The organism is Paenibacillus sp. M-152 (assembly GCF_003856555.1).
Taxonomy (GTDB): Bacteria; Bacillota; Bacilli; order Paenibacillales; family Paenibacillaceae; genus Paenibacillus; species Paenibacillus polymyxa_C.
Genome location: NZ_CP034141.1, coordinates 5,449,786 through 5,472,222, shown reverse-complemented (window position 1 = coordinate 5,472,222; position 22,437 = coordinate 5,449,786). Strand labels below are relative to the sequence as shown.

Genomic DNA, 22,437 nt, shown 5'->3' with positions numbered 1-22,437 from the left:
GATGAGCCCATTAGGAAAATTGCTGGTGATTGGATTTGGACCAGGAGATATGGAACATATCACAAAACGTGCGTTGGATGCGCTGGCCGAAAGTGAGGTCATTATCGGCTACAATACCTACGTTGATTTGATCCGTCCGTTGTTGAACGGACAGGAGATTGTACGCACAGGGATGACAGAGGAAGTGAGCCGTGCGCAGGAGGCGGTTCGCCAAGCAGAGATGGGCAAGAAGGTAGCCGTCATTTCCAGTGGAGATGCTGGGGTCTATGGCATGGCAGGTCTGGTGTACGAAGTGCTGATGCAAAAAGGCTGGCGTCGCGAGGACGGGGTTGAGGTGGAGGTTGTGCCGGGGATCTCGGCTATTCAATCCTGTGCTTCGTTGTTGGGAGCGCCAGTTATGCATGATGCTTGCACGATCAGTCTGAGTGATCATCTGACCCCGTGGGAAACAATCGTGAAGCGTGTAGAAGCTGCGGCTTCGGCTGATTTTGTGATTGCATTATACAACCCGCGTAGTGGTCGGCGTACCCGCCAGATTGTGGAGACGCAGTCCATTTTGCTTCGTTACCGTGATCCGCAGACTCCGGTTGGGCTGGTGAAGAGTGCTTATCGTGAACGTCAGCAGGTTATTGTGACGACGCTGGAAGATATGCTGAACCATGATATCGGGATGCTGACGACCGTAATCATCGGCAATTCCTCGACGACAGTGTATGACGGCTTAATCGTGACTCCACGCGGCTATCAGCGTAAATACACGCTGGACGCGACCGAACAGGTGCTCAAACCGCATCAGCGGCTTCGCACGGAAGCGGAGCCGTGGTCGCTGGGCGCGCAAGAGGATCGCGCGCTGGATGCACCGCAGGGAGGCGGAGCTCTGACTGCGCCTACCGGGCCTTCTGCGAGCGGTGCTGCGGTTGCCACGCAGGCACGCCCGCAAGCGATGGCTGCTGTACAGGTGCCGCCTGCGAAGCAAACCGGGGCGACCCCAGCATCGCTGGCAGCAGAGGCGCTCGGTCGTCTTGCTGTTGGCGGCAAGCTGCCAGGCGAAGCCAACGCTCGCTGGAGCGGGCAAGCGCCTACCGCCCAGAGCGCCGTTGGAACGGCAGCAGGGGCCGGAGCAGGAGCTGCGGCTGCGAAGGCGTCAGGCGGCTTTGGCAAGCCTGCGCTGTTTGAGGTGGGGGTTTCCCCTGGCGTGGGAAACAAGAAGTTCACTGCTCGGCAGATGGCACTGCTCGCCGAGGTAGCGGGTGATGATGGCGAGCTGGAATACACGCCAGATCATCAGATCGTGCTGCGCGTGCCGTGCCTAGACCCTGAGGAACTGGTCGGTCGGCTGCGGGATGAACGATTCATTGTCATGCCGCTCGGCGATGTGTTTAAGGTCAAGGCGTGCGACTTCTGCAATATGGAGAAAGATGACGCTGTGCCTGTGGCTGAGCACCTACAGGTTGTACTCGGCGGATTACAGGCACCCAAGGAAACGAGCATTGCTTTGAACGGATGCGGCATGGCCTGCTATGGAGCGGTGCTGGAGGATATCGGAATTGTCTACCGCAAGGGAGGATATGATCTTTTCCTCGGCGGCAAAAAATTTGGCCGTAATGCTCATGCCGCTCAGCCCGTAGCGGAAGGGATTCCAGGTGATCAGATTACGGACATCGTGGAGAATATTATCGCTGAATACAAGGAAAAAGGGCATCCGAACGAGCGTTTTCATAAGTTTTTCAAACGTGTAGGCATCGTTGCGGGTTTCCGGCATGAAGATTCACCGGCAACAGTAGAAGTGAACGCGGTTTGTGGTGATTAATAGGTTGGTAGGCTTGATGAACCGGATACAAGCATATATATAAAATAGGGCGTATGTAGACTATCCCTATAAATGAGGAGGAACAAACAGCAGTGGATGCAATATTGTTGGTTGGACATGGAAGTCGGGACCCAGAGGGTAATCAGGAACTACTGGAATTTGCACAGGCGGTGGCAGATCGGGCGCCAGGTACGTGTGTAGAGACCTGTTTCCTAGAGTTGGCACGCCCTAGTATTGCCGAAGGAGTACAGGCGTGTGTGGAGAAAGGGGCGACACGTGTCGTTCTTATTCCGATTATTTTGTTCGCAGCAGTGCACGCCAAAATTGATATCCCGATGGCTATTGATCGGGCAAAGGCAAAATATCCGCAGGTGGAATTTGTATACGGACGCCCGATTGGCGTTCACGAGAAAATCGTTAGCATACTGCTGGACCGCTTGAAAGAGACCCGTCCAGTTGCCGTTCCAGCGGGGATGCATAGCGCGGTGGAGGCATCTGCCGAGGTATCCAACGAAGAAACAGCGGTACTTGTATTAGGACGCGGAAGTAGCGATCCAGATGCGAACAGTGACTTTTTCAAAATCACCCGTATGCTGTGGGAGAAGCTTTCTTATACATGGATAGAAAGCAGCTTTATCGGTGTGACGCAGCCTTCCTTTCCCGATGGTCTGGAGCGTTGCGTACGATTGGGTGCCAAAAAGATTATCGTGCTTCCGTATTTTCTGTTCACGGGGGTGCTGATTAAGCGCATCGAAGAAATGACCCAGGAATTTGCTGAGGCTCACCCTGCATTACAAGTGGAAATGGGCGGATATTTTGGCTTCCATCCTCAATTGGTTGAGCTGGTGCTGGAGCGAGCTAACGAAGGCTTATTCGGTAAGGTTACGGCTAATTGTGATAACTGCCAGTTTCGTCTGGAAGCGCAGGAGCATCACCATCATCACCACGACCATGACCACGACCACCATCACCACCATGATCATGATCACGACCATCATCACGATCATGATCATCATCACGAGCACCATACACATCACCACGCTCACGATCATGTCCATGCTCACAGCCATAATGACCATGATCACGATCATTCACATACGCCGTCTGTAGTGAACGTAACCGGGCAGGTGAATGGCTCATGATTTTCATGCTGTGTGGAACGAGCGATGCACGGGAATTGGCGCTGCAAATTCGTGACATTGGCTTTAATGTATTGACTTCGGTCGTAACCGAAAGCGCGGCGGCCAGCTTGTCCGAAGCAGGACTGGACGTACGTACAGGCCGAATGACAGCCGACGAAATGGGTGCAATGATTCGGGAGAAGGGGATAAAGGCTGTTGTTGATGCCAGTCATCCTTTTGCAGAGGAAGCACATGCGAATGCGATGGCAGCCGCTCGCGAGTCGGGGGTTCCTTATATCCGCTACGAGCGAACGGGACTAGTGTATGACAATCATCCGTTGCTCCATATCGTTCCTTCCTATGAAGAAGCGGCATTAGAAGCGAAGCAACTCAAAGGCTCTGTCATGCTTACGACGGGCAGTAAGACGCTCGGCACGTTCACCAAGCATTTACTCGGAGATCCGGAGATTCGTCTGGTTGCACGTATGCTGCCGCGTCTGGACAATATGGAGAAATGTGGAGAACTGGGGATGGAGCAAAAAAATATTATTGCTATGCAGGGACCCTTTTCCCGTGAGCTGAACGAAGCATTGTACAAGCACTTTGGTACGACCGTGATGGTCACCAAGGAAAGCGGACGCACAGGAGCAGTGGATGAGAAGGTTCAATCTGCTCTGGACCTGGGTATCCACGTCATTTTAATTTCCAGACCGGAAGTGGAATTTGGAACGGTATTTGATCATTTCGACGGAGTAATTGATGCACTGCGCACAGCAACTGGGAAGATTTCAATTTGAGTTGAGTCAAGTTCCTACAGGTTCAGTTAATCCAGAACGACGGCTGGCATGTATCTAAAATATAGTCATCTTAAAATACGTGTTTTAATAGAAATATCTGTTATTTCAATACACGAGCAGTTATTTTTCCTAAACTAATTTTCCATAAGGGAGTGGTCGATACCATGGACTTTAAAACAGATTTTAAACCGCTAACGGTACAGCCGCAGGAGATTGAGGGTAAAAGCTTCGCGATGATCACAGAGGAATTGGGAGAGCATCCATTTACAGCAGAGCAATATCCCGTTGTACAGCGTGTCATTCATGCATCTGCTGATTTTGAGTTGGGCCGCAGCATGGTATTTCATCCGAAAGCCATTGAAGCCGGAATTGCAGCTATTCGCGCAGGGCAGCCGGTGGTGGCAGATGTGCAGATGATTCAGGCGGGGCTGAGCAAGGATCGCATCCGTCAATTTGGCGGGGATGTTCATGTGTACATATCTGACCCGGACGTGATGGAAGAAGCCAAAAGGCTGAACACGACGCGCGCCATTATTTCCATGCGCAAAGCGATTCAGGCGGGCGAAGGTGGAATCTATGCGATTGGCAATGCGCCTACAGCGTTGCTGGAGCTGATTCGTTTGGTGAAAGAAGGAGCGGCTAAGCCCGGACTGGTGATTGGTATGCCCGTAGGTTTTGTATCGGCGGCAGAATCCAAGGACGAGCTGCGCAAGCTGGATATTCCGTTCATTACGAATATTGGACGCAAGGGCGGCAGTACGATTGTCGTAGCGGCATTGAATGCGATCTCCTTAATGGCTGTCCGCTAGGCGCGGTTGTCCGTTTGCTGTATCATGAAATGAATTAGAGCATGATCAGCAGAAGAGGTTAAGGAGGAATTGGCATGGAAAAGGAAGCGGCGTCCGCCGACAGGCCCAAACGGATGAAAAGTGGTGAAGCTCCCGCGCCGGACAAGCCGATGCGGTCAGGCTTTACGACGGGGGCTTGTGCGGCTGCAGTAGCCAAAGGAGCGGTACAACTGCTCATTACGGGCATTCCGCCGAAGGAAGCGGTGATATCGCTGCCCGCGGGCTTCGATCATGCGTTTGAGCTGATCGAGCCTGTGTTGGATGCGGACGAAGCTTCCTGCACGACGATCAAGGACGGTGGCGATGACCCGGATGCCACGCATCAGGCGAGAATTAGCGCCTCTGTTAGCTGGCGGGAGGAGCCGGGTATTGAGCTGGACGGCGGCGTCGGAGTAGGGCGGGTAACGAAGCCAGGTCTGCCTGTGCCTGTCGGGGAAGCAGCGATCAATCCAGTGCCGCGCCGGATGATTACGGAAGCCGTATCTGGCGTGCTTGAGGAGCACGGATCGGCCAAAGGTGTCCGTGTCGTTATCAGTGTGCCGGACGGTGAAGAAATCGCCAAGAAAACGCTGAACGGACGGCTTGGCATTCTTGGCGGTATTTCCATACTAGGTACACGCGGTGTGGTTGTTCCGTTTTCCACGTCTGCTTATAAAGCCAGCGTGGTGCAGGCTATATCGGTTGCACAAGCGATGAACTGCGGGGAAATTGTCCTAACCACAGGCGGCAGCAGTGAAAAATATGCAATGCAAATGTATGATCAGCTGACGGAAGAAGCCTTTATTCAAATGGGAGACTTCGTCGGCTTTGCAGTCAAGCATGGTAAACGATTAGGAATGAAAAAAATTATTCTCGTCGGTATGCCTGGCAAGCTGTCGAAGATTGCTCAGGGCGTCATGATGGTTCACTCCAAGAGCGCTCCGGTGGATTTTGGATTTTTAGCCGAGGTTGCGCGTGAGGCAGGTGTGGACGAGTCGCTTGCAACGGCAGTAGCTGAGGCGAATACAGCTACGCAGGTAGCGGATATGATGACCGAAGCGAATGCGCTGAGCTTTTTTGAAAAGTTATGTACCTATGGGTGTCAGCATTGCCTGGAGCATGCAGGTGGTGGAATCACCGTAGAAATGGTACTGGTAACGATGAAAGGGAACGTGCTGGGGAGGGCGAGAGTCGGTGAGTAGAGTGATTCGTGTCATTGGTATCGGTGAAAATGGAACGGCAGGTCTGTCGCAGGAGACGCTGGAACAAATTGAGCGTGCCGACCTGCTGGTTGGTGGTGAGCGCCAGCTAGCCTTTTTTGAGGCAGCCGCAGGAGAAAAACGAACATTAAAGAGCGGCTTATCCACCGTGGTGGAAGAATTGGGACGGTTGCGTGAGCACAAGGATATTGTCGTGCTTGCGTCAGGAGATCCGCTTTTTTTTGGCATTGCAGGCTATTTGTCCGCCAAGCTGGGGGCTGAGCATCTGGATATTTTACCACATCTCAGCTCGGTTCAACTGGCGTTTGCGCGTCTTGGTGAAAGCTGGCAGGATGCGGTGTTGGAAAGTGTACACGGTCGTCCGATGACCGGACTAGCGCAGCGGATCGACGGACAGAACAAGATCGCGCTGCTGACGGACGACCGCAATCATCCCGCCGCGGTTGCCGCTTATCTGCTGCATTTTGGCATGACGGAATATGATGCCTTTGTCGGCGAGCATTTGGGAGGACCGGATGAGGTATATCGGCATTATACGCTGGAGGAGATGTCGCAGGGAACCTTCCAACCCCTGAACGTGGTTGTTTTACGCCGCCGTAAGGGGGAAGACGTACCGGCGATTCGCCGGGGATTTGGCTTCGAGGATGCGGAATTTCACCAGCGCAAGCCGGAAAAAGGATTGATCACGAAGCGTGAAGTGCGCGTATTCAGCTTGTCTGAGCTGCGACTGACCGAGCGAAGCATCGTATGGGACATCGGCGCAGGCTCAGGTTCTGTAGCTGTGGAATGTGCCCGGCTGGCCAAGTACGGGCAGGTATTCGCCATTGAAAAGAACGAAGGCGATTTGGCCAATGTGGAAGCGAACAAGATCAAGTTCCGCACTGATTTTCCAGTGATCCATGCCAAAGCACCAGCCGGGTTGGACGAGCTGCCAGACCCGGATGCCGTGTTTATTGGCGGGAGCGGTGGAGAACTGGCAGAACTGATTCGTCTGTGTGCTTCGCGTCTGCGTAAGGATGGACGAATTGTAGTGAATGCTGCAACCATTGAGACGCTGCATGACGGTATGAAGGCGATGCAAGCAGCAGGACTCGAAACCTCGGTGACGTTACTGCAAACAGCACGTAGCAAGCCGATTTTGAATATGACCCGTTTTGACGGACTCAATCCGATATATGTCATTACAGGGCAGCCGTCGGTGGACGTGGCTGACGGAGCAACAGGGGAGTAAGCTGGTAAATCAAGAGGGGGAGAGACAGCATGAATACGGCGGCAACAGGAACACTTTACGGCGTAGGTGTGGGGCCGGGTGATCCCGAGCTGATTACGGTCAAGGCGTACCGCATGATTCAGGAATGTGCAGTTGTGGCTTATCCGAAGAAACGCCGGGGAGGCAAATCGTATGCTCACGAGATTGTGGAATTATACGTTAACCCAGAGGAAAAGGAGATGTTGGGACTCATTTTTCCAATGACCAAGGACCCGGTTGTACTGGAGCGGGAGTGGAACAAAACGGTGGTTGCTTGTTGGGAGGCTCTGAGTCAAGGAAAGGATGTAGCCTTTGTCACAGAGGGAGACCCTAATCTGTACAGTACCTTTATTCACTTGGCGCGTCTGATGAAGGATCTTCATCCTGAGGTGCCGATTGTATCTATTCCGGGCATCTCTTCTGTATTGGGAGCAGCGGCAGCCCTGGAATTGCCTTTGGCAGACGGAGATCAGCAGGTCGGTATTATTCCGGCTACGGATGAGCGGGAAGCGATGAAGCGGGCCATTGAGAATCACGATACGGTTGTATTTATCAAGGTTGCCAAGGTACTGGATTTGATTTTGGATGTACTGGACGAGCTCAACCTCGGGGATCGTGCATCTGTCATTACCAAAGTCACTTCACCTTATGAAATGGTATGGCGTAACGCCCGTGAGTTGCGCGGACAGGAACTTGAATATTTGAGTTTAATGGTGGTGAGCAAATGACGTTGGAGCCAAAAGTATATATCGTAGGAGCAGGTCCTGGCGACCCGGAGTTGATTACGGTCAAAGGCTCACGGATTCTGCGCACGGCAGATGTGGTGTTATACACGGATTCACTTGTGAACGATGAGCTGATTGCTACGGCCAAGCCCGAGGCACAGGTACTGCAGAGTTCAGGCATGGATCTGGAACGGCAGGTTGAGATTATGAGCGAGGCTGTGCAGGCGGGGCGCAGTGTAGCCCGCGTACATACAGGTGATCCAGCAGTATACGGTGCGATTTTGGAGCAAATGGTGCTGCTGAAGCAGCGCGGCGTAGCCTACGAAATCGTACCCGGCGTCAGCTCGGTCTTTGCTTCTGCGGCCGTGCTGGGTGCAGAGCTAACGGTGCCTGACTTGACGCAGACGGTCATTCTGACGCGTGCCGAAGGCCGTACACCTGTACCGGATCGAGAAAAACTGCGTGATCTGGCATCTCATCACTGTACAGTGGCGCTGTTCCTCAGTGCAACGCTGGCGAAGAAGGTAGTCGTTGAGTTTCTGGCGGCTGGCTGGAGCGAGGACACGCCTGTAGCAGTTGTGCAGCGCGCAACCTGGCCGGACCAAAAGATCGTGCGTACTACGCTTGCCCAATTGCCAGCCGATCTGCGCGCAGCGGGCATTACGATGCATGCCATGATTTTGGCAGGTTGGGCGCTCGACCCGGGGCTAGTGGACAAGGACGCACATCGTTCCAAGCTGTATGATAAGTCATTCACCCACGGCTACCGGAAGGGAGTGAAGCCTGGTGAGTAATCCATTTGCCGCTGTGGCGATCACGAAGCATGGAGTCGAAATGGTCCGCAATTTGGGAGCCAGCTTTCCGGGTACGGACGTGTATTACATGTCCAAGTTTGAACGTGGTGACGAGCAGGAGCGTGGCATTCAATTGTTCGAAGGTTCGGTCAAGCTGATTTTGCCGGATTTATTCAAACAATATAACGGTATTATTTTATTTATTTCCCTCGGTGCGGTGGTTCGTATGATTGCACCGATTTTGGTGGATAAAAAGGTAGACCCCGCCGTGGTCGTCATTGATGATCGCGGAGAACATGTTATTAGCGTACTGTCTGGGCATTTGGGCGGTGCGAATGAATTGACCCGTCATGTAGCTGCTGTACTGGGCGCACGTGCGGTAATCACGACTGCATCGGATGTGCAGGGGACGATTCCGGTGGACATGTTGGGTCGGGAATTGGGCTGGGTAGTCGATAGCTTCGATAAGGCTACTCCTGTAAGCGCCGCTGTTGTGAACGAAGAGCCTGTTGCCTTCATACAAGAGACAGGCGAACGGAACTGGTGGCGTTATGACAAGCCTGTACCTGCGCATATCAAGGTATATGCCTCGATGGCAGAAGCGTTACAAGAACCGTTCAACGCCGTGTTGGTCGTGAGCGACCGCTTGTTGGAGTCTGAGGAAGAAAAGAGGTTTCTTTCAAATGGCGTGCTGTACCGTCCCAAAAGCTTGGTGATTGGCATTGGCTGCAACCGGGGAACTGCTTTGGAGGAGCTGGAGGCTGGTGTGCTGGACACCTTGCAAGAGCTGCGTTTGTCTGTAAAAAGCGTACGGAATATTGCTACGATTGATCTGAAAAAGGATGAAGGAGGTTTGCTTGCCCTCTGCGCCAAATACGGCTGGGAGCTGGTGACGTACACTCCGTCAGAGCTGAACACAGTGCAGCTTCCCAATCCGTCGGATACCGTCTTCAAATATACCGGCGCATATGGAGTTAGCGAACCAGCGGCCCTGTTGTCCTCCGGTGCAGACCATTGGCTGCTGGAGAAGAAAAAAAGCGGCAATATGACGTTGTCTGTAGCGCGGGTTTCCTATGACTGACGATATGAAGCAGGCTGTACAGCCTGATTCTGCCGCAGCACGCAGAAGTCGTATCGTTGTTGCCGGTACGGGCAGTGGTGCGGGCAAAACAACGGTGACGCTCGGGCTGATGAAGGCGTTCGCCGACAGCGGCTTGCGAGTGCAGGGATTTAAGTGTGGTCCGGATTATATTGATCCGACCTATCATACGGCCGCGACCGGAACGCCTTCCCGTAATCTCGACTCCTGGATGACCTCACCGGATACGGTGCGTGAAACCTTTATCCGCGCATCCGAAGGTGCAGATCTCTGCGTGATTGAAGGCGTCATGGGGCTATATGACGGCAAGGACCCGCTCAGCAATATCGGGTCGACCACCGAAATTGCCATACTGACGGATAGCCCGGTATTGCTGGTCGTCGACGTGCGCAGCATGGCCCGCAGCGCGGCCGCTATTGTGCTCGGCTTTCAGCGCTTGGAGCCCAAGCTGCGCATTGTGGGCGTAATCGTGAATCGCTGCGGTAGCCAGGGGCATTACGGCATTGTCAAAAAGGCGATCGAGCAAGAGTGCGGCATTCCTGTGCTCGGCTGGTTAAAGCGCGATGACGGGCTGGATATTCCCGAGCGTCATCTGGGCCTGGTGCCTGCTGTAGAACGCGGCGAGCTGGAGCCGCTTTTCCAACGGGCGGCAGAGCTGATTCGCGCGGGTACGGATCTGGATGCACTTCGGGCATTAGCGGATTCGGCTCCGCCGCTCAGGCTGCCCGAGCACCCATTATTTCCTCCGGATCGGCTTCCAACAGCAGGGCATGAAGCCGAGACTGGAGAACGTCCCGTCATTGCTGTCGCCAGAGATGCGGCGTTCAATTTTTACTACCCGGAAAATATGGATTTGCTGCGCCATGCGGGAGCAGAGATCGTCTATTTTAGTCCGCTGGCGGGAGAACGCGTCCCTGAGCACGCCAACGGCCTATATCTGGGTGGCGGCTTTCCTGAGGAGTTTGCGGCAGATATCGCTGCCAATACAGGCTTTCTGCAAGATATCCGCAACGCAGTGAGCCAGGATATACCTGTATTCGCGGAGTGCGGTGGTTATATGGTACTGGCCCGGACGCTTACGGATCGTGCGGGCCACGCCCATCACATGGCCGGGGTTATCCCTTCGGACGTTCGCATGCAGGAGAAGCGGGCTGCATTGGGATACCGGGAAGCAACCGCATTGCAAGATTGCTTGCTGCTGGAGGCTGGAGAGACGATTCGTGGACATGAATTTCATTATTCGGTCATGAGCTATGATGAATCTGCCGCCCCCTATCCCTTTGCCTATCAAACCAAGGGGATGCGCGGGCTTCAGAGTGAAGGTTATGCCAAAGGGAACCTTTTGGCAGCCTACACACACATTCATCTCGCTTCTCTACCCAAGGCAGCAGCACGCTGGGTTGAAAAATGTCGGGCTTACCACTAAAACACAAAAAAGCCGGATCCCTATAAGGGTCCGGCTGTTCTAAATAAAGTGAATTAAATCTTACATAACATGGAAGCGTATACATTGTTTTTTGGACGATTCGCCTACATAAGCTTTTTCAGTTGGGAAATCCTTCCCTGACTCACGCCAAGCATGGAAGCGAGTTGTTTTTGTGAAGATGCCGGATGTTCTTCCATAAGCTCTCTCATTTTCTCCAAAATAACATCCGTGCGCTGATAAATCTTTTTCATATGCATGTTTTGCTTCAGTGGAGGTGACTGGGTTTCAGTCGCTGTGACCGGAAGTAAATCTTCTGTCTTCATAGAGGTGGCACATGCATCGCAGATAAACTGATCTTTAAAATAGGTGTTGGTATCAACCGAACCGCAAAATATACAATTGGTTGATTTGTACTTACGGAGCATGAGTGTTTGGCCTTCAATAAAAAACTCTAATGGATCGCCGATGTCAATCTCCATCGTCATGCGCAACTCTTTAGGAAGCACAATTCGTCCCAAGCTGTCCAAGGGCCGGGTCATTCCAGTCCTTTTCATTCATGCAACCTCCCCAGTGTTTTAAGATTTATAGAATGTATAAGCTTTGAGGCAATTCTTATCAATTCTATAACCGCAAGCATAGATTTCTTACGAAAAGCGGCCCCTCATTGCTAATAGCGCATGGACGCACTTTTTTTCTTACGAGTATACCATAAACGGGCGGAATCGCCAGCGTTCATGTTTATAAATTTATAATTAGTTTATTCCGAGCGAACATATATGCTATAATCTTCTGCTAAAGGATTTAATAGGCCGTCTGTAGAATTATTTATATATGCCGTAGCTTGGACAACGATGGCGGTGTTATGGGAAAAAGATGAGGGCCAAAGGAATTTTTTAGAGCTTTTTGACCCCACAAACAAGAGACCGTTGGCACGGGACCCGCCTTTAAAGTCCTTATATACAAGTCAGGCAAGGAGGATTTATGATGGAAAAAAGAAAAGCATTGCTGCTAGGAGATTATTCATATCCAGAGTTTCATCCGCTACAAGGGGTGGACGAAGAGATTAGCCATATTTTACAAGATTGGATGACGGTACAATGCAGTGAAAATCGTAAAATGCTGCTCAAGGAAAATCTAGCCTCATTCGATCTATGCATCTCGTATTGTGATAGCCGTAAGGAGGTTCTGTCTCCTCAACAAACAGCAGGACTGCTGTCCTACGTCAGCGGCGGAGGTGGACTGCTTGTGCTGCATAACGGAATCACATTGCAAGGACGTTATGAAATAGCACAGCTCATGGGAGCGCGCTTCCTGCGGCATCCGGCAGCGGAGCAGCTTTCCTTCAAGGTAACAGAGCCGGATCATCCAATTATGGAAGGGATCGAGCCGTTCGAGATTCAGGAGGAGCCGTATCGTTTTGATTTTGACCCATTCACCGAAAAAACACTGTTGATGGAATACGAGTATGAAGGTCAGTGGTGGCCGGCTGCATGGTCATTGTCCTATGGCTTGGGCCGGGTCGTCTACCTGATGCCTGGACATAATCAGCCAAGTTTCCAGCACGAGGGATACCGTAAGCTGCTGCTTCAGGCTGCTAAGTGGGCCGGACGCTTTCCGGGTTAAGTATAATCATTCATTCCAACCATTATGGGAGGGGAGCTGCGAGCTTTATGCGGCTCCCCTTTTCAGGTTATACTATAGGTAATCACAGGTAGGGGAGGATATATTATGAGCGATTTGTTCAAAAAAGCCATCTCATTGGGGTGGGGCCTCACCGTTGTCAGCAAAGAAAAGGTGGAGAAAGCCGTCGAGGATCTTGTAAATCGGGGAGAACTTGCGCCCTCGGAATCCAAAGCGCTGGTCGATCGTCTGATAGAACGAGGAGCAGAGGAGCAGGGACAATTCAAAACCATGATCCGCGAGCAGGTTAGCCGCATTTTGCAGGAACTGGAAGTACCTACCGAAAATGATGTCACAAGTTTGGAGCAGCGTGTGGCATTGTTGGAAAAACAGGTAGCGGAGCTGGAAAAAGAAAAGGCGGCGCTTACGGGTTCGAGTGACGCTGAAGAAGCGAACCGGTTGGATTAAAATGGCCGTTCGCATGAAGCACGCCGGTCGTTACCGGGAAATTGCCATGGCGCTGGCGCGTCATGGCTTTGGTTATATGGTGGAAGAAATGGGACTGTTCCAGCTGCTATCCCTGCCCCGCAAGTGGCTGACGAGAGAAACCCCCGAGTCGAAAACGCTAGGTGAACGGATTCGGCTTGTGCTGGAGGACCTGGGGCCTGCATTCATCAAGCTTGGACAGTTGGCAAGTACACGTGCTGACCTGCTGCCAGAGCCTATTATTCGCGAACTGGTCAAGCTCCAGGATCAGGTACCGCCTTTTTCGCCTGAAACAGCGCGGGGCATTCTGGAACAGGAGCTGGATACGTCATTAGAGAACATACTGGTTCGTTTTGACGATGATCCGCTGGCGGCTGCTTCGATCGGGCAAGTGCACCTGGGCAAGCTGCACAGCGGTGAAATGGTTGCCATTAAAATCCAGCGCCCAGGCGTTAATCGCATCATCTGGCGGGATTTGGACATTTTACGGGAACTGACCGCAATGGCAGCCAAGCGCTGGGAATGGGTGGAGCGTTATCAGCTTCGCCAGATGGTGGAAGAGCTGGGGAGATCGCTCATTCAGGAGCTGGATTACAACCATGAAGCCCGTAACACAGAGAAGATTGCGCTCCAATTTGAGCAGGACCCACATATCTATATTCCGAAAATATACTGGGATCATACCTCCTCACGTATACTGACCATGGAGTTTCTGGACGGGACTCACTTGGGGAGTCGTGAAGAGTTATTACACCGTGGTTACAACTTGAAAGAACTGGCGCAGCGGCTGGTCAACAGCATGCTGCATCAAATTTTTATAGAGGGCTTTTTTCATGCCGATCCCCATCCGGGCAATTTGCTCGTCCTGAGAAATGGAAGTCTCGCCTACTTGGATTTTGGCATGGCGGGTAGGCTGAGCGAAGAGATGAAGAATCATCTCGCTTCCCTCATGATCGCCCTGATGCGCAAAAATACCGATGCTATGGTTCGGGCCATCGAACGACTGGGGCTGGTCGACCCGGATGCTGACCTGAATGCGCTGCGAGCTGATCTGGACAAAATACGCGAAGATTACTCGGATGTTCCTTTCTCACAGGTCAGTATTGGCGATGCCTTGAACGACCTGTTTGGCGCAGCACAGCGCCATCGGATTGGTTTGCCATCGGATGTCCTGCTGCTTGGCAAAGCGCTGCTGACACTGGAAGGGGTCGTAGAGCATTTGGACCCCGATCTCAGTATTATTGCTTTGGCCGAGCCTTTTGGCAACAAGCTGCTGAAGGAACGCTTCAGCGGTCGTCGGATTCGGGGCAAGCTGTTGGGTGGTGCGACCGAGCTGGTGGAGACACTGATGGAACTGCCGAGACAGACGAGGCATCTGACCTCAATTATCAGCAAGGGTAAGCTCAAACTGGAAGTTACCGTACCAGAGCTGGAACAGCTTTTGCGCAAGCTGGATCAGATCAGTAATCGCTTGTCATTCAGTATTGTGCTGTTGGCGTTCAGCATCATTATGGTCGGACTGATTATCGGTTCATCATTAAACCATCAGGCGACCATGCTGTGGAACGTACCTGCGATTGAAATTGGTTTTGTCGTAGCACTCTTAATGGTTGCCTTTTTACTATATTCTATTTTTAAATCAGGAAGATTCTAGATACCGACTACAAAGGAGGCGTCATGGATACTCATAAGATGAACACAGCCTTAATGAATACTCTTGAAATTACAGATGTACCGTGGCACCGCCTGACTACTCCTTATGGTAGGGGGACGGACTTGCCGCATTTGATATCCAATGAGGAGTATGCAGCCATCGCTGATCTGATAGAACATCAAGGTACATTGTGGCAGGTTACCCCATGGGCGCTACTATTTTTATTGCGGAATATGCATGCGAGAAGACCGGAGGATATCACGCTGAGTGAGTTGGAGTTGTACCATACGGTTGTTCAAGCATTGGACATAGAAAATCTACAAGCGGACTCACAGGAGTCTGTGGAATCCTTGACCATGCTGCTAGATGAGAAATATTTATGGCCGGCAGACAGTGATCCAGAAGAAGATGAACTGGAGTGGGAAGAGGAAGAAGCACGTGGCTATGATCCGGTAGCTTTTTGGAGCTATTATGACTGGAGCTGTCGGCTACTAAAGCAAGCGCTCCCTGATTTTGAGAGCTTGCTCCAGCACTATGCAGACTCTGAGATTGCTGAATCCCTATCGGAGCTTGTGCAGCAATTGCGAAAAAATTTTAAATATAAGAAAACGAACCAGATAAAGAAAACGGGCGATATTTCAAGTAAATAGATGTTTTCTTTCTGTAAACAGCCTTTTAGCTCATTCGTCTCTACAATTCCCTTGCGTTATAATGATGGACTGGATGTAACGGAACGGGTTCGTTTGAGAGAGACGAGCTGAATGATAGGAGAGCCTTGGCGATTGACCGCTGGACGGATGCCCAAAGCAATATCGGGTTGCAGGTCAAGATGCTGTTCTCTGTGAATATAGGAGGCTGGAACGAAACAGTATGAATCTTAAACAACAATGGTTCGGTAATATCCGGGCTGATATACTTGCGGGCATGACCGTGGCGCTGGCATTGATTCCGGAGGCGATTGCCTTCTCAATCATTGCAGGTGTCAACCCCATGGTCGGACTGTATGCCTCCATCTCGATGGCCATTGTCATTTCTTTTGCAGGCGGACGTCCGGCGATGATCTCGGCAGCAACCGGGGCTGTAGCTGTACTGGTTGTGGGTCTGGTCAAGGATTATGGCGTGGAATATTTATTTGCAGCTACTATTTTGGCTGGGATCATTCAGGTGCTGCTGGGTGTTTTGAAAATAGGTCGCTTTATAAGCTTTATTTCGCAGCCGGTCATGACCGGGTTTGTGAATGCGCTGGCGATCCTCGTCTTTATGGCGCAGCTCACCCACTTTCATGGAGCGAATTGGATCATGTACGCGATGGTAGCGGGAACATTGCTCATTGTGTATATTTTACCGAGGTTTGTGAAAAGCGTTCCCGCTCCATTGACAGCAATTATTATCATGACGATCATTACGTATGTATTTGGATTGAATGTCAAAACGGTAGGAGATATCGGTACGCTAACCAGCTCGCTGCCTTCATTCCATCTGCCGCAAATTGAGTGGTCGTGGCACACGTTGCGGATTTTGCTGCCGTATTCCTTTACGATGGCGCTAGTTGGACTGCTGGAATCACTGCTGACAGCCAGTATTTTGGATGAAATGACCGAAACGAAAAGCAATAAAAACCGGGAAGCCCGTGGGCAAGGGATTGCCAACTTTGTAAATGGCTTTTTTGGGGGCATGGGTGGCTGTGCTATGATTGGACAATCCGTCATTAATGTCAGCTCAGGCGGAAGAGGACGTCTATCCACTTTCACGGCTGGGGTGTTCTTGGCCTTTCTGCTGCTCGTGCTTGGTGGTGTTGTAAAGGAAGTGCCTATGGGCGCATTGGTGGGAGTCATGTTCATGGTGTGTATCGGAACCGTAGATTGGAAGTCACTCCGAAACATCGCCAAGGTACCCAAAGCAGATACGTTTATTATGGTAATCACGGTCATTATCGTGGTGGCTACGCATGATTTGTCCAAGGGTGTGATCGTAGGTGTACTGTTGAGTGCCCTGCATTTTGGCTGGAAAATGGCTAAAATCCGTATCAGTACGACTGAGGATCATGAAGCAAAGGTGTACCATGTCAGAGGGCCGATGTTTTTCGCCTCAACGACTCATTTTGTCGATCATTTTGAGCCTTCACATGATCCGGAGCGAGTTGTAGTCGACTTTAGCCATTCACATGTGTGGGATCACTCGGCGGTTACTGCCATTGGCAAGGTGCTGCAAAAATACAGAAACTCAGGTAAAACTATTACCCTGCAAGGGTTAAATGAGGAAAGCCGTTTAATTGTGGAGAAGCTCGGTGGTCCTGTAGTTACAGAGCCGATCATGTGATGAATCATATAGCATAAAGCAAAGTCTGAAATGGAACTTATCCATTTTGGGCTTTTTTTTATTTATTTCTGAAAAAAATAACGGTTTTCTTTCTTAATCATAGATAAATATGACAAATTTTCATCAAAGTATTGACGTAATAAATGGGCAGGAATACAATCGTTGTTATTAAGCATAGCAAGTACATAGGAATAATTGAAAATTGAAAGGTATGTACATATGAACTTAGACTGGGATTTTATTGTAGAAAGCTTGCCTCTGTATGGAGAAGCCATGTGGCTGACGTTAAAGATTGCCTTTTTTGCTATTCTGTTTTCACTAGTTGTCGGTTTGTTGTGCAGCATAGTGCTGTATTACAGGGTGAAAGGAATTAGCGGAATTATTGTAGCCTATATCGAGCTTTCCCGAAATACGCCGTTGCTTGTACAGTTATATTTTCTGTATTACGGGTTTACGAAAATTGGTCTGCACATGAGCGAAATGACGTGTGCCATTGTGGGGATGACCTTTTTGGGCGGGGGCTATATGGCTGAGGCGTTCCGCGGTGGAATTGAAGCCGTGAGTAAAACCCAAACGGAATCCGGGTTGAGCCTCGGACTGTCCAAAATACAACTGGCGAGATATGTTATTTTGCCGCAAGCATTTAGCATCAGTATTCCATCCTTGGGAGCGAATGCGATCTTTCTACTCAAGGAGACCTCCATTGTGGGTGCCATTGCCTTACTGGATCTGATGAATGTGGCCAAAGACCTGATCGGCATGTACTACAAAACGACAGAATCGTTGATTCTGCTGGTATTGGCATATCTCATTCTGCTTTTACCTTTGTCGATGCTGCTGACGTGGGTGGAAAGGAAGGTGCGATATGCTGAGTTCGGGGATTAATGTGCTGTTTGAGGGATCGAATTTCGAGCGTCTATTAGGGGGATTGCTCGTTACACTGGAGATTGCATTACTTTCCATTATTATTGGTACGCTGCTAGGCATTCTGATGGGTCTGCTGCGCACCTTAAAATCAAGATCGATTCGATTTGTGCTGAGATTCTATTTGGAGACATTCCGCATTATTCCGATTTTGGTATGGTTGTATGTCGTGTATTTTGGATTTACACCTTTGCTGAATGTGAATATCAGCGGGGAATTGACAGCAGTTATCGTATTCAGCCTGTGGGGAGCAGCCGAGATTGGTGATATTGTTCGTGGTGCGCTGGAATCACTGCCCAAGCATCAGGTGGAGTCCGGGCAGGCACTGGGGCTGACCTATTGGCAATTATACCGTCATGTGCTCATTCCCCAAGCGGTGCGCCGAATGCTTCCGGGTTCTATTAATCTGGCGACACGGATGATCAAAACCACATCATTAGTGGTGCTGATCGGTGTAGTGGAAGTGGTGAAGGTTGGACAGCAGATTATTGAGCTAGGTGTAATCAAAGCGCCTTCGGCATCCTTTTGGGTGTATGGTTTTATTTTTATATTGTATTTTCTTGTATGTTATCCGTTATCCAGACTTTCCAAAAGATTTGAACGCAGATGGCAAAATTAGCAGGATGGGGTGGTGTCATGGGAGAGGCTGTGGAGGTTTTATTGGAAATTCGAGGGCTGGACAAAAGCTTCGGCGACCGAAAAGTGCTGCAGCAGATTAGTCTGGACGTAAGGAAAGGGGAAGTCGTGGTCATTCTCGGTCCTTCAGGATGTGGAAAAAGTACGCTTCTTCGATGTCTCAATGGTCTGGAGCCGGTCCAGGGCGGAGATATCCGTTACAGAGGACAGGATCTAACGGATACAAAAGTGAATTGGCGTGAGGTGCGGCAGCATATCGGAATGGTGTTCCAAAACTATGAGCTGTTTCCGCATATGACGGTCTTGGAAAATATATTGCTTGGTCCGCTTAAAGTTCAGCGGAGAAACAAGCAGGAGGCACTTGCGCAAGCGGAGCAGCTATTGGAGCGAGTCGGTCTGCTGGATCGCAAGGATGCGTATCCGAGACAATTATCAGGCGGGCAAAAGCAACGGATTGCGATTGTGCGCGCCCTGTGTATGAACCCTGAAATTATGCTTTTTGATGAAGTCACCGCATCCTTGGACCCGGAAATGGTCCGAGAGGTGCTGGATGTCATGCGGGAGCTGGCCCAACAGGGGATGACGATGATTATCGTGACGCATGAAATGGGATTTGCCAAGTCGGTAGGAGATCGTATCGTTTTTATGGATCAAGGACAGATATGTGAAATGACTACACCACAGCAATTTTTTACCCAACCGGAAACAGAGCGTGCTCAGCACTTTCTGGATATATTTCAGTACGAAACGATATAAACAGGGGGATGAATACAGATGAGAAAAGGAATGAAGTTCACAACGTTATTACTGGCTCTGAGCTTGCTGCTCATCGGCTTGGCAGGATGTGCAGGAGCTGGAAACACCAATGGTAGTTCGGGTTCGGCTAAATTCGCCTCAATTGAGGACATTAAAAAGAATGGCAAGATTAGAATCGGTGTTTTTGCGGATAAGCCGCCTTTTGGCTACGTGGATTCTGAAGGGAAGAATCAGGGCTTTGATGTGTATATCGCGAAACGATTTGCCAAAGATCTCTTGGGCGACGAGTCCAAGGTGGAATTCGTTCTGGTGGATGCCGCCAGCCGGGTTGCCTATTTGGAGTCGAACAAGGTAGATATCATCATGGCTAACTTTACTGTGACCGATGAGCGTAAAGAAAAAGTCGATTTTGCTAACCCGTATATGAAATTATCCTTTGGTATTGTGTCACCCGACAGCGCTCCAATCACCACGATCGACCAATTGAAGGGTTCGGATCAAAAGCTGATTGTTGCCAAGGGAACGACGGCTGAAACTTATTTCACAAAAAATTATCCTGACATCAAGCTGCTCAAATTCGACCAGTACACCGAAATCTTTTCAGCTCTCAAAGACAAACGCGGTGCCGCCATTGCGAATGATAATACAGAGCTGATCGCTTGGGCCAAGGCCAATCCCGGCTTCACCGTAAGCATTCCAGCCTTCGGTGGTCAAGATACGATTGCTCCCGCAGTAGCGAAGGGAAATAAGGAACTGTTGGACTGGATCAACAACGAACTGGCTACGTTGGGCAAGGAGAATTTTGTCCATCAAGCCTATAAGGATACACTGACCTCCGTTTACGGAGAAGGCTTTACGGATCAATTGGTTGTAGAGGGCGGAAAGGTTAATTAATCATCGTATAAGTTACTTATTAAGCATAAAGAAGCGTTGGGCTTGCTGTCCCAACGCTTCTTTAATTTGGGGAAAAGGGAGCTTTGACAACTTCTTATCAAGATAATACTTCCCCAAAATCTCTTGCATGCTCATAGATTTCATTATATAATTTTAAATGATTATGATTCTCATTATCATTTAAGTCTTTAGGCGCAGACTCCCAATATGAGCCTAAGTGAATAGGATGGTGCTTTACACATGGCTAAAACGGATGTGGCTACTGCCAGAAGACAGCTCAGCAGTCCGAACAAGGTAACGCGCAGACGGGCTTTGAGAACGATCAAAGCTGCGAAGCGCGCGAAGTAACAAGCTTCAAGTTAACTGCAAATGCAATACCAGTGTCAAAATTTTTAGTCTCCTCGTTTTGATATTGCACCTGCTTTCCTGATGGTGGTACACAGGAAGGCAGGTGCCCTTTTTTTATTTCTTTTGTGCAAATAGCCATTCAATCATATCCTGATTTTGTAGAGCCGGAACCCAGGAGAAGTGTCCTGTAGGTTTGATAATCCCTGCTTCGTATTCAGTGAAATGAATGAGGTTTCCGTTCTGTGCTTTAATGGCAGCGACCATTTCCTGCGAGTTCTTAGGACTTACTGTCGTATCGTCTGCAGCATGGAAGGCCCAAATCGGAACATTTTTCAACACTTCAACGTGTGCAGGGTCAACAGGAGCATACATGTTAACAGCTTTTTCATAGTTGGTCAGACCGGCAATCGGCACGCCCGCAGCGAACAGATCAAGATTTTTTTCTAACAATCTCCATGTCCCCATGGCACCTTGAGAAATACCTAAGATATAGATGCGGTTGGTGTCGATCGGATATTTCAAGGCCGTTTCACGTACCAAATCGGCAACAGCGCTGTTGCGTGGTTCATCTGCCCAAATAAATTTATGCTCCAAGTCAATTGGGCTTTGAGGAGCGATGACGAAGGATGGGTGTTTGGCTTGCTGCTCAGGAGAAGCCCAAGTGACAGCACCAGCATTTGCTAACAGGTTGACTCCATTTCCATCACCACGTTCGCCGTTTCCGTGTAGGAATACAACCAATGGGTAGGTTTTGCCAGGCTCTACTTTAGGTTCAAATGTAAAGTAGTTCAGTTTGAAGCCATCTTTATTTTCAAAGGTGTTTTTTTGGAAATCGTCTACAATGGGTGTCACTTTATCGGTTGCTTTTACAGTCTGTGTAGAAGCTGGAATGACTGTTTTCTTTGAAGTTGCAATATCTTTCTTTTGGCTAATGTAATAGTTCAATGGATTGATGCGGTTGACTGCGCTTGTGGAATCGTAAGTGAGAGTGCTTGCATTTTTGTCCTGCGCATCCAGCTCGATCACGACATATTTGCCATGAGTACTGCGGTTGGTGATGGCGCCAGTATCGTTGGTATATACGCCGGTCACGGTTCTGTCCGTGTATACATCATTGAGTACAGATTGAACCTGAAAGCTGGATGTGGACAGGGATGCTCCGTCAATATTGGTGCTGTATTTCAGTACAACGGCAGAAACAACCTCACCCAGAGGCTGTACTTGAGTAAGCAGAGTAGCCTGTGGTGCTGGAACATCGGCTGCTGCCGCGGCAGAGCTGGAGGATGGATAAAAGATCGTAAGCAAGAGCACGAAAGATAGTAGAACAAGGGCGAAACGTCTTTTTTGCATAAGATAATCTCCTTTGGTGTTTTTTTAAAGCGCTTACTATATGCTCAGGATGCTTGACTGTATGCTGTGGAACTCATACAAATCAAAAAAAGGCAAACTCCGGGTACACAAGTGTACTCGGGTTTTGCCTTTTCAGTAACAATCCCACTTGAAGAATAGCATCCTCCTTGGAATCTGACAAGTGAAAGCGCTACAATTCTGGATGTTTTTATAATATATATTTACCTTCGCAACGGGAGACTACTAAAATCAAATGAGTGACTTGTGCTGAGCAATATGAAGATTGTGCTCATTGTTCTATAGCAGGAAACAAGAAAATAGAGCTTTTCAACGGAGATACGGTAGTATATAATCTCCCTAACTTAACACTGTTAACTTATAT

22 protein-coding genes are annotated in these 22,437 nt (G+C 50.0%); 20 read left to right on the top strand and 2 right to left on the bottom strand.

The window, feature by feature from the left end; all coding sequences use genetic code 11:
• Position 1: 1 nt before the first annotated feature.
• The 10 genes from cobJ (at position 2) to EGM68_RS23945 (ending at position 11,068) form a co-directional block, all read left to right on the top strand.
• A complete protein-coding gene (gene cobJ, locus EGM68_RS23990) occupies positions 2–1,810 on the top strand; it encodes a precorrin-3B C(17)-methyltransferase (RefSeq protein WP_090737877.1) in 1,809 nt (602 codons plus the stop codon).
• A 92-nt stretch (positions 1,811–1,902) separates the two neighbouring features.
• A complete protein-coding gene (locus EGM68_RS23985; protein ID WP_129550151.1) occupies positions 1,903–2,952 on the top strand; it encodes a sirohydrochlorin chelatase in 1,050 nt (349 codons plus the stop codon).
• A complete protein-coding gene (gene cobK, locus EGM68_RS23980; RefSeq protein WP_058711252.1) occupies positions 2,949–3,728 on the top strand; it encodes a precorrin-6A reductase in 780 nt (259 codons plus the stop codon). Before EGM68_RS23985 ends, cobK begins: the two co-directional genes overlap by 4 nt.
• Before the next feature lie 164 nt (positions 3,729–3,892).
• Complete coding sequence (locus tag EGM68_RS23975) at positions 3,893–4,537, top strand: precorrin-8X methylmutase (RefSeq protein ID WP_013373522.1); 645 nt, start codon at positions 3,893–3,895, stop codon at positions 4,535–4,537.
• 74 nt (positions 4,538–4,611) lie between these two features.
• A complete protein-coding gene (locus tag EGM68_RS23970; protein WP_081275870.1) occupies positions 4,612–5,757 on the top strand; it encodes a cobalt-precorrin-5B (C(1))-methyltransferase in 1,146 nt (381 codons plus the stop codon).
• The gene (cbiE, locus tag EGM68_RS23965; RefSeq protein WP_129550150.1) at positions 5,750–7,006 is read left to right on the top strand and encodes a precorrin-6y C5,15-methyltransferase (decarboxylating) subunit CbiE; all 1,257 of its coding nucleotides are present in this window, start codon (positions 5,750–5,752) and stop codon (positions 7,004–7,006) included. The genes EGM68_RS23970 and cbiE overlap by 8 nt, the downstream gene beginning before the upstream one ends.
• A 29-nt stretch (positions 7,007–7,035) precedes the next feature.
• Positions 7,036–7,752 (top strand): precorrin-2 C(20)-methyltransferase, encoded by a 717-nt coding sequence (cobI, locus tag EGM68_RS23960; protein ID WP_040102669.1) that lies wholly within the window; start codon positions 7,036–7,038, stop codon positions 7,750–7,752.
• A complete protein-coding gene (gene cobM / locus EGM68_RS23955) occupies positions 7,749–8,543 on the top strand; it encodes a precorrin-4 C(11)-methyltransferase (RefSeq protein ID WP_013373518.1) in 795 nt (264 codons plus the stop codon). Before cobI ends, cobM begins: the two co-directional genes overlap by 4 nt.
• Positions 8,536–9,624 (top strand): cobalt-precorrin 5A hydrolase, encoded by a 1,089-nt coding sequence (locus EGM68_RS23950; RefSeq protein WP_129550149.1) that lies wholly within the window; start codon positions 8,536–8,538, stop codon positions 9,622–9,624. Before cobM ends, EGM68_RS23950 begins: the two co-directional genes overlap by 8 nt.
• Positions 9,617–11,068: a cobyrinic acid a,c-diamide synthase CobB gene (locus EGM68_RS23945; protein WP_129550148.1), complete on the top strand. Its 1,452-nt coding sequence runs from the start codon at positions 9,617–9,619 to the stop codon at positions 11,066–11,068. The genes EGM68_RS23950 and EGM68_RS23945 overlap by 8 nt, the downstream gene beginning before the upstream one ends.
• A gap of 104 nt (positions 11,069–11,172) precedes the next feature.
• On the opposite strand, the gene EGM68_RS23940 is transcribed toward EGM68_RS23945, so the two are convergent.
• Entirely contained in the window at positions 11,173–11,622 is a 450-nt protein-coding gene (locus EGM68_RS23940) for an AbrB/MazE/SpoVT family DNA-binding domain-containing protein (RefSeq protein ID WP_013373515.1), read from the bottom strand.
• A 430-nt stretch (positions 11,623–12,052) separates the two neighbouring features.
• On the opposite strand from EGM68_RS23940, the gene EGM68_RS23935 reads away from it, so the two are divergent.
• The 10 genes from EGM68_RS23935 (at position 12,053) to EGM68_RS25840 (ending at position 20,705) form a co-directional block, all read left to right on the top strand.
• Positions 12,053–12,691 carry a ThuA domain-containing protein gene (locus EGM68_RS23935; RefSeq protein ID WP_017428602.1) on the top strand — a complete coding sequence of 213 codons (639 nt, stop codon included), beginning with the start codon at positions 12,053–12,055 and terminating at the stop codon, positions 12,689–12,691.
• Positions 12,692–12,796: 105 nt separating this feature from the next.
• Positions 12,797–13,156: a phasin family protein gene (locus tag EGM68_RS23930; protein WP_013373513.1), complete on the top strand. Its 360-nt coding sequence runs from the start codon at positions 12,797–12,799 to the stop codon at positions 13,154–13,156.
• Position 13,157: 1 nt separating this feature from the next.
• A complete protein-coding gene (locus EGM68_RS23925; RefSeq protein ID WP_129550147.1) occupies positions 13,158–14,828 on the top strand; it encodes an ABC1 kinase family protein in 1,671 nt (556 codons plus the stop codon).
• Between the two features lie 23 nt (positions 14,829–14,851).
• Positions 14,852–15,478 carry a hypothetical protein gene (locus tag EGM68_RS23920; RefSeq protein ID WP_129550146.1) on the top strand — a complete coding sequence of 209 codons (627 nt, stop codon included), beginning with the start codon at positions 14,852–14,854 and terminating at the stop codon, positions 15,476–15,478.
• Between the two features lie 220 nt (positions 15,479–15,698).
• Complete coding sequence (locus EGM68_RS23915; RefSeq protein ID WP_058711259.1) at positions 15,699–17,147, top strand: SulP family inorganic anion transporter; 1,449 nt, start codon at positions 15,699–15,701, stop codon at positions 17,145–17,147.
• Positions 17,148–17,366: 219 nt separating this feature from the next.
• The gene (locus EGM68_RS23910; RefSeq protein ID WP_090737894.1) at positions 17,367–18,032 is read left to right on the top strand and encodes an amino acid ABC transporter permease; all 666 of its coding nucleotides are present in this window, start codon (positions 17,367–17,369) and stop codon (positions 18,030–18,032) included.
• A complete protein-coding gene (locus tag EGM68_RS23905) occupies positions 18,013–18,690 on the top strand; it encodes an amino acid ABC transporter permease (protein ID WP_090737896.1) in 678 nt (225 codons plus the stop codon). The genes EGM68_RS23910 and EGM68_RS23905 overlap by 20 nt, the downstream gene beginning before the upstream one ends.
• 17 nt (positions 18,691–18,707) lie before the next feature.
• Positions 18,708–19,463 (top strand): amino acid ABC transporter ATP-binding protein, encoded by a 756-nt coding sequence (locus EGM68_RS23900; protein ID WP_090737898.1) that lies wholly within the window; start codon positions 18,708–18,710, stop codon positions 19,461–19,463.
• Between the two features lie 18 nt (positions 19,464–19,481).
• Positions 19,482–20,357, top strand: a complete 876-nt coding sequence (locus tag EGM68_RS23895) for a cysteine ABC transporter substrate-binding protein (protein WP_090737900.1) — start codon at positions 19,482–19,484, stop codon at positions 20,355–20,357.
• A 240-nt stretch (positions 20,358–20,597) separates the two neighbouring features.
• Positions 20,598–20,705, top strand: a complete 108-nt coding sequence (locus EGM68_RS25840; RefSeq protein ID WP_016822819.1) for a putative metal homeostasis protein — start codon at positions 20,598–20,600, stop codon at positions 20,703–20,705.
• Between the two features lie 114 nt (positions 20,706–20,819).
• Here the strand turns inward: EGM68_RS25840 and EGM68_RS23890 are convergent, their stop codons facing one another.
• Entirely contained in the window at positions 20,820–22,055 is a 1,236-nt protein-coding gene (locus EGM68_RS23890; RefSeq protein WP_129550145.1) for a PHB depolymerase family esterase, read from the bottom strand.
• Between the last annotated feature and the right edge of the window lie 382 nt (positions 22,056–22,437).

Coding starts and splice junctions, on each gene's coding strand:
- EGM68_RS23925 (WP_129550147.1), top strand. CDS start 13,158: ATGGCCGTTCGCATGAAGCACGCCGGTCGTTACCGGGAAATTGCCATG.
- EGM68_RS23940 (WP_013373515.1), bottom strand. CDS start 11,622: ATGAAAAGGACTGGAATGACCCGGCCCTTGGACAGCTTGGGACGAATT.
- EGM68_RS23900 (WP_090737898.1), top strand. CDS start 18,708: ATGGGAGAGGCTGTGGAGGTTTTATTGGAAATTCGAGGGCTGGACAAA.
- EGM68_RS23945 (WP_129550148.1), top strand. CDS start 9,617: ATGACTGACGATATGAAGCAGGCTGTACAGCCTGATTCTGCCGCAGCA.
- EGM68_RS23910 (WP_090737894.1), top strand. CDS start 17,367: ATGAACTTAGACTGGGATTTTATTGTAGAAAGCTTGCCTCTGTATGGA.
- EGM68_RS23970 (WP_081275870.1), top strand. CDS start 4,612: ATGGAAAAGGAAGCGGCGTCCGCCGACAGGCCCAAACGGATGAAAAGT.
- cobI (WP_040102669.1), top strand. CDS start 7,036: ATGAATACGGCGGCAACAGGAACACTTTACGGCGTAGGTGTGGGGCCG.
- cobM (WP_013373518.1), top strand. CDS start 7,749: ATGACGTTGGAGCCAAAAGTATATATCGTAGGAGCAGGTCCTGGCGAC.
- EGM68_RS23975 (WP_013373522.1), top strand. CDS start 3,893: ATGGACTTTAAAACAGATTTTAAACCGCTAACGGTACAGCCGCAGGAG.
- EGM68_RS23930 (WP_013373513.1), top strand. CDS start 12,797: ATGAGCGATTTGTTCAAAAAAGCCATCTCATTGGGGTGGGGCCTCACC.
- cobJ (WP_090737877.1), top strand. CDS start 2: ATGAGCCCATTAGGAAAATTGCTGGTGATTGGATTTGGACCAGGAGAT.
- EGM68_RS23895 (WP_090737900.1), top strand. CDS start 19,482: ATGAGAAAAGGAATGAAGTTCACAACGTTATTACTGGCTCTGAGCTTG.
- EGM68_RS25840 (WP_016822819.1), top strand. CDS start 20,598: ATGGCTAAAACGGATGTGGCTACTGCCAGAAGACAGCTCAGCAGTCCG.
- cobK (WP_058711252.1), top strand. CDS start 2,949: ATGATTTTCATGCTGTGTGGAACGAGCGATGCACGGGAATTGGCGCTG.
- EGM68_RS23920 (WP_129550146.1), top strand. CDS start 14,852: ATGGATACTCATAAGATGAACACAGCCTTAATGAATACTCTTGAAATT.
- EGM68_RS23915 (WP_058711259.1), top strand. CDS start 15,699: ATGAATCTTAAACAACAATGGTTCGGTAATATCCGGGCTGATATACTT.
- EGM68_RS23890 (WP_129550145.1), bottom strand. CDS start 22,055: ATGCAAAAAAGACGTTTCGCCCTTGTTCTACTATCTTTCGTGCTCTTG.
- EGM68_RS23935 (WP_017428602.1), top strand. CDS start 12,053: ATGGAAAAAAGAAAAGCATTGCTGCTAGGAGATTATTCATATCCAGAG.
- EGM68_RS23905 (WP_090737896.1), top strand. CDS start 18,013: ATGCTGAGTTCGGGGATTAATGTGCTGTTTGAGGGATCGAATTTCGAG.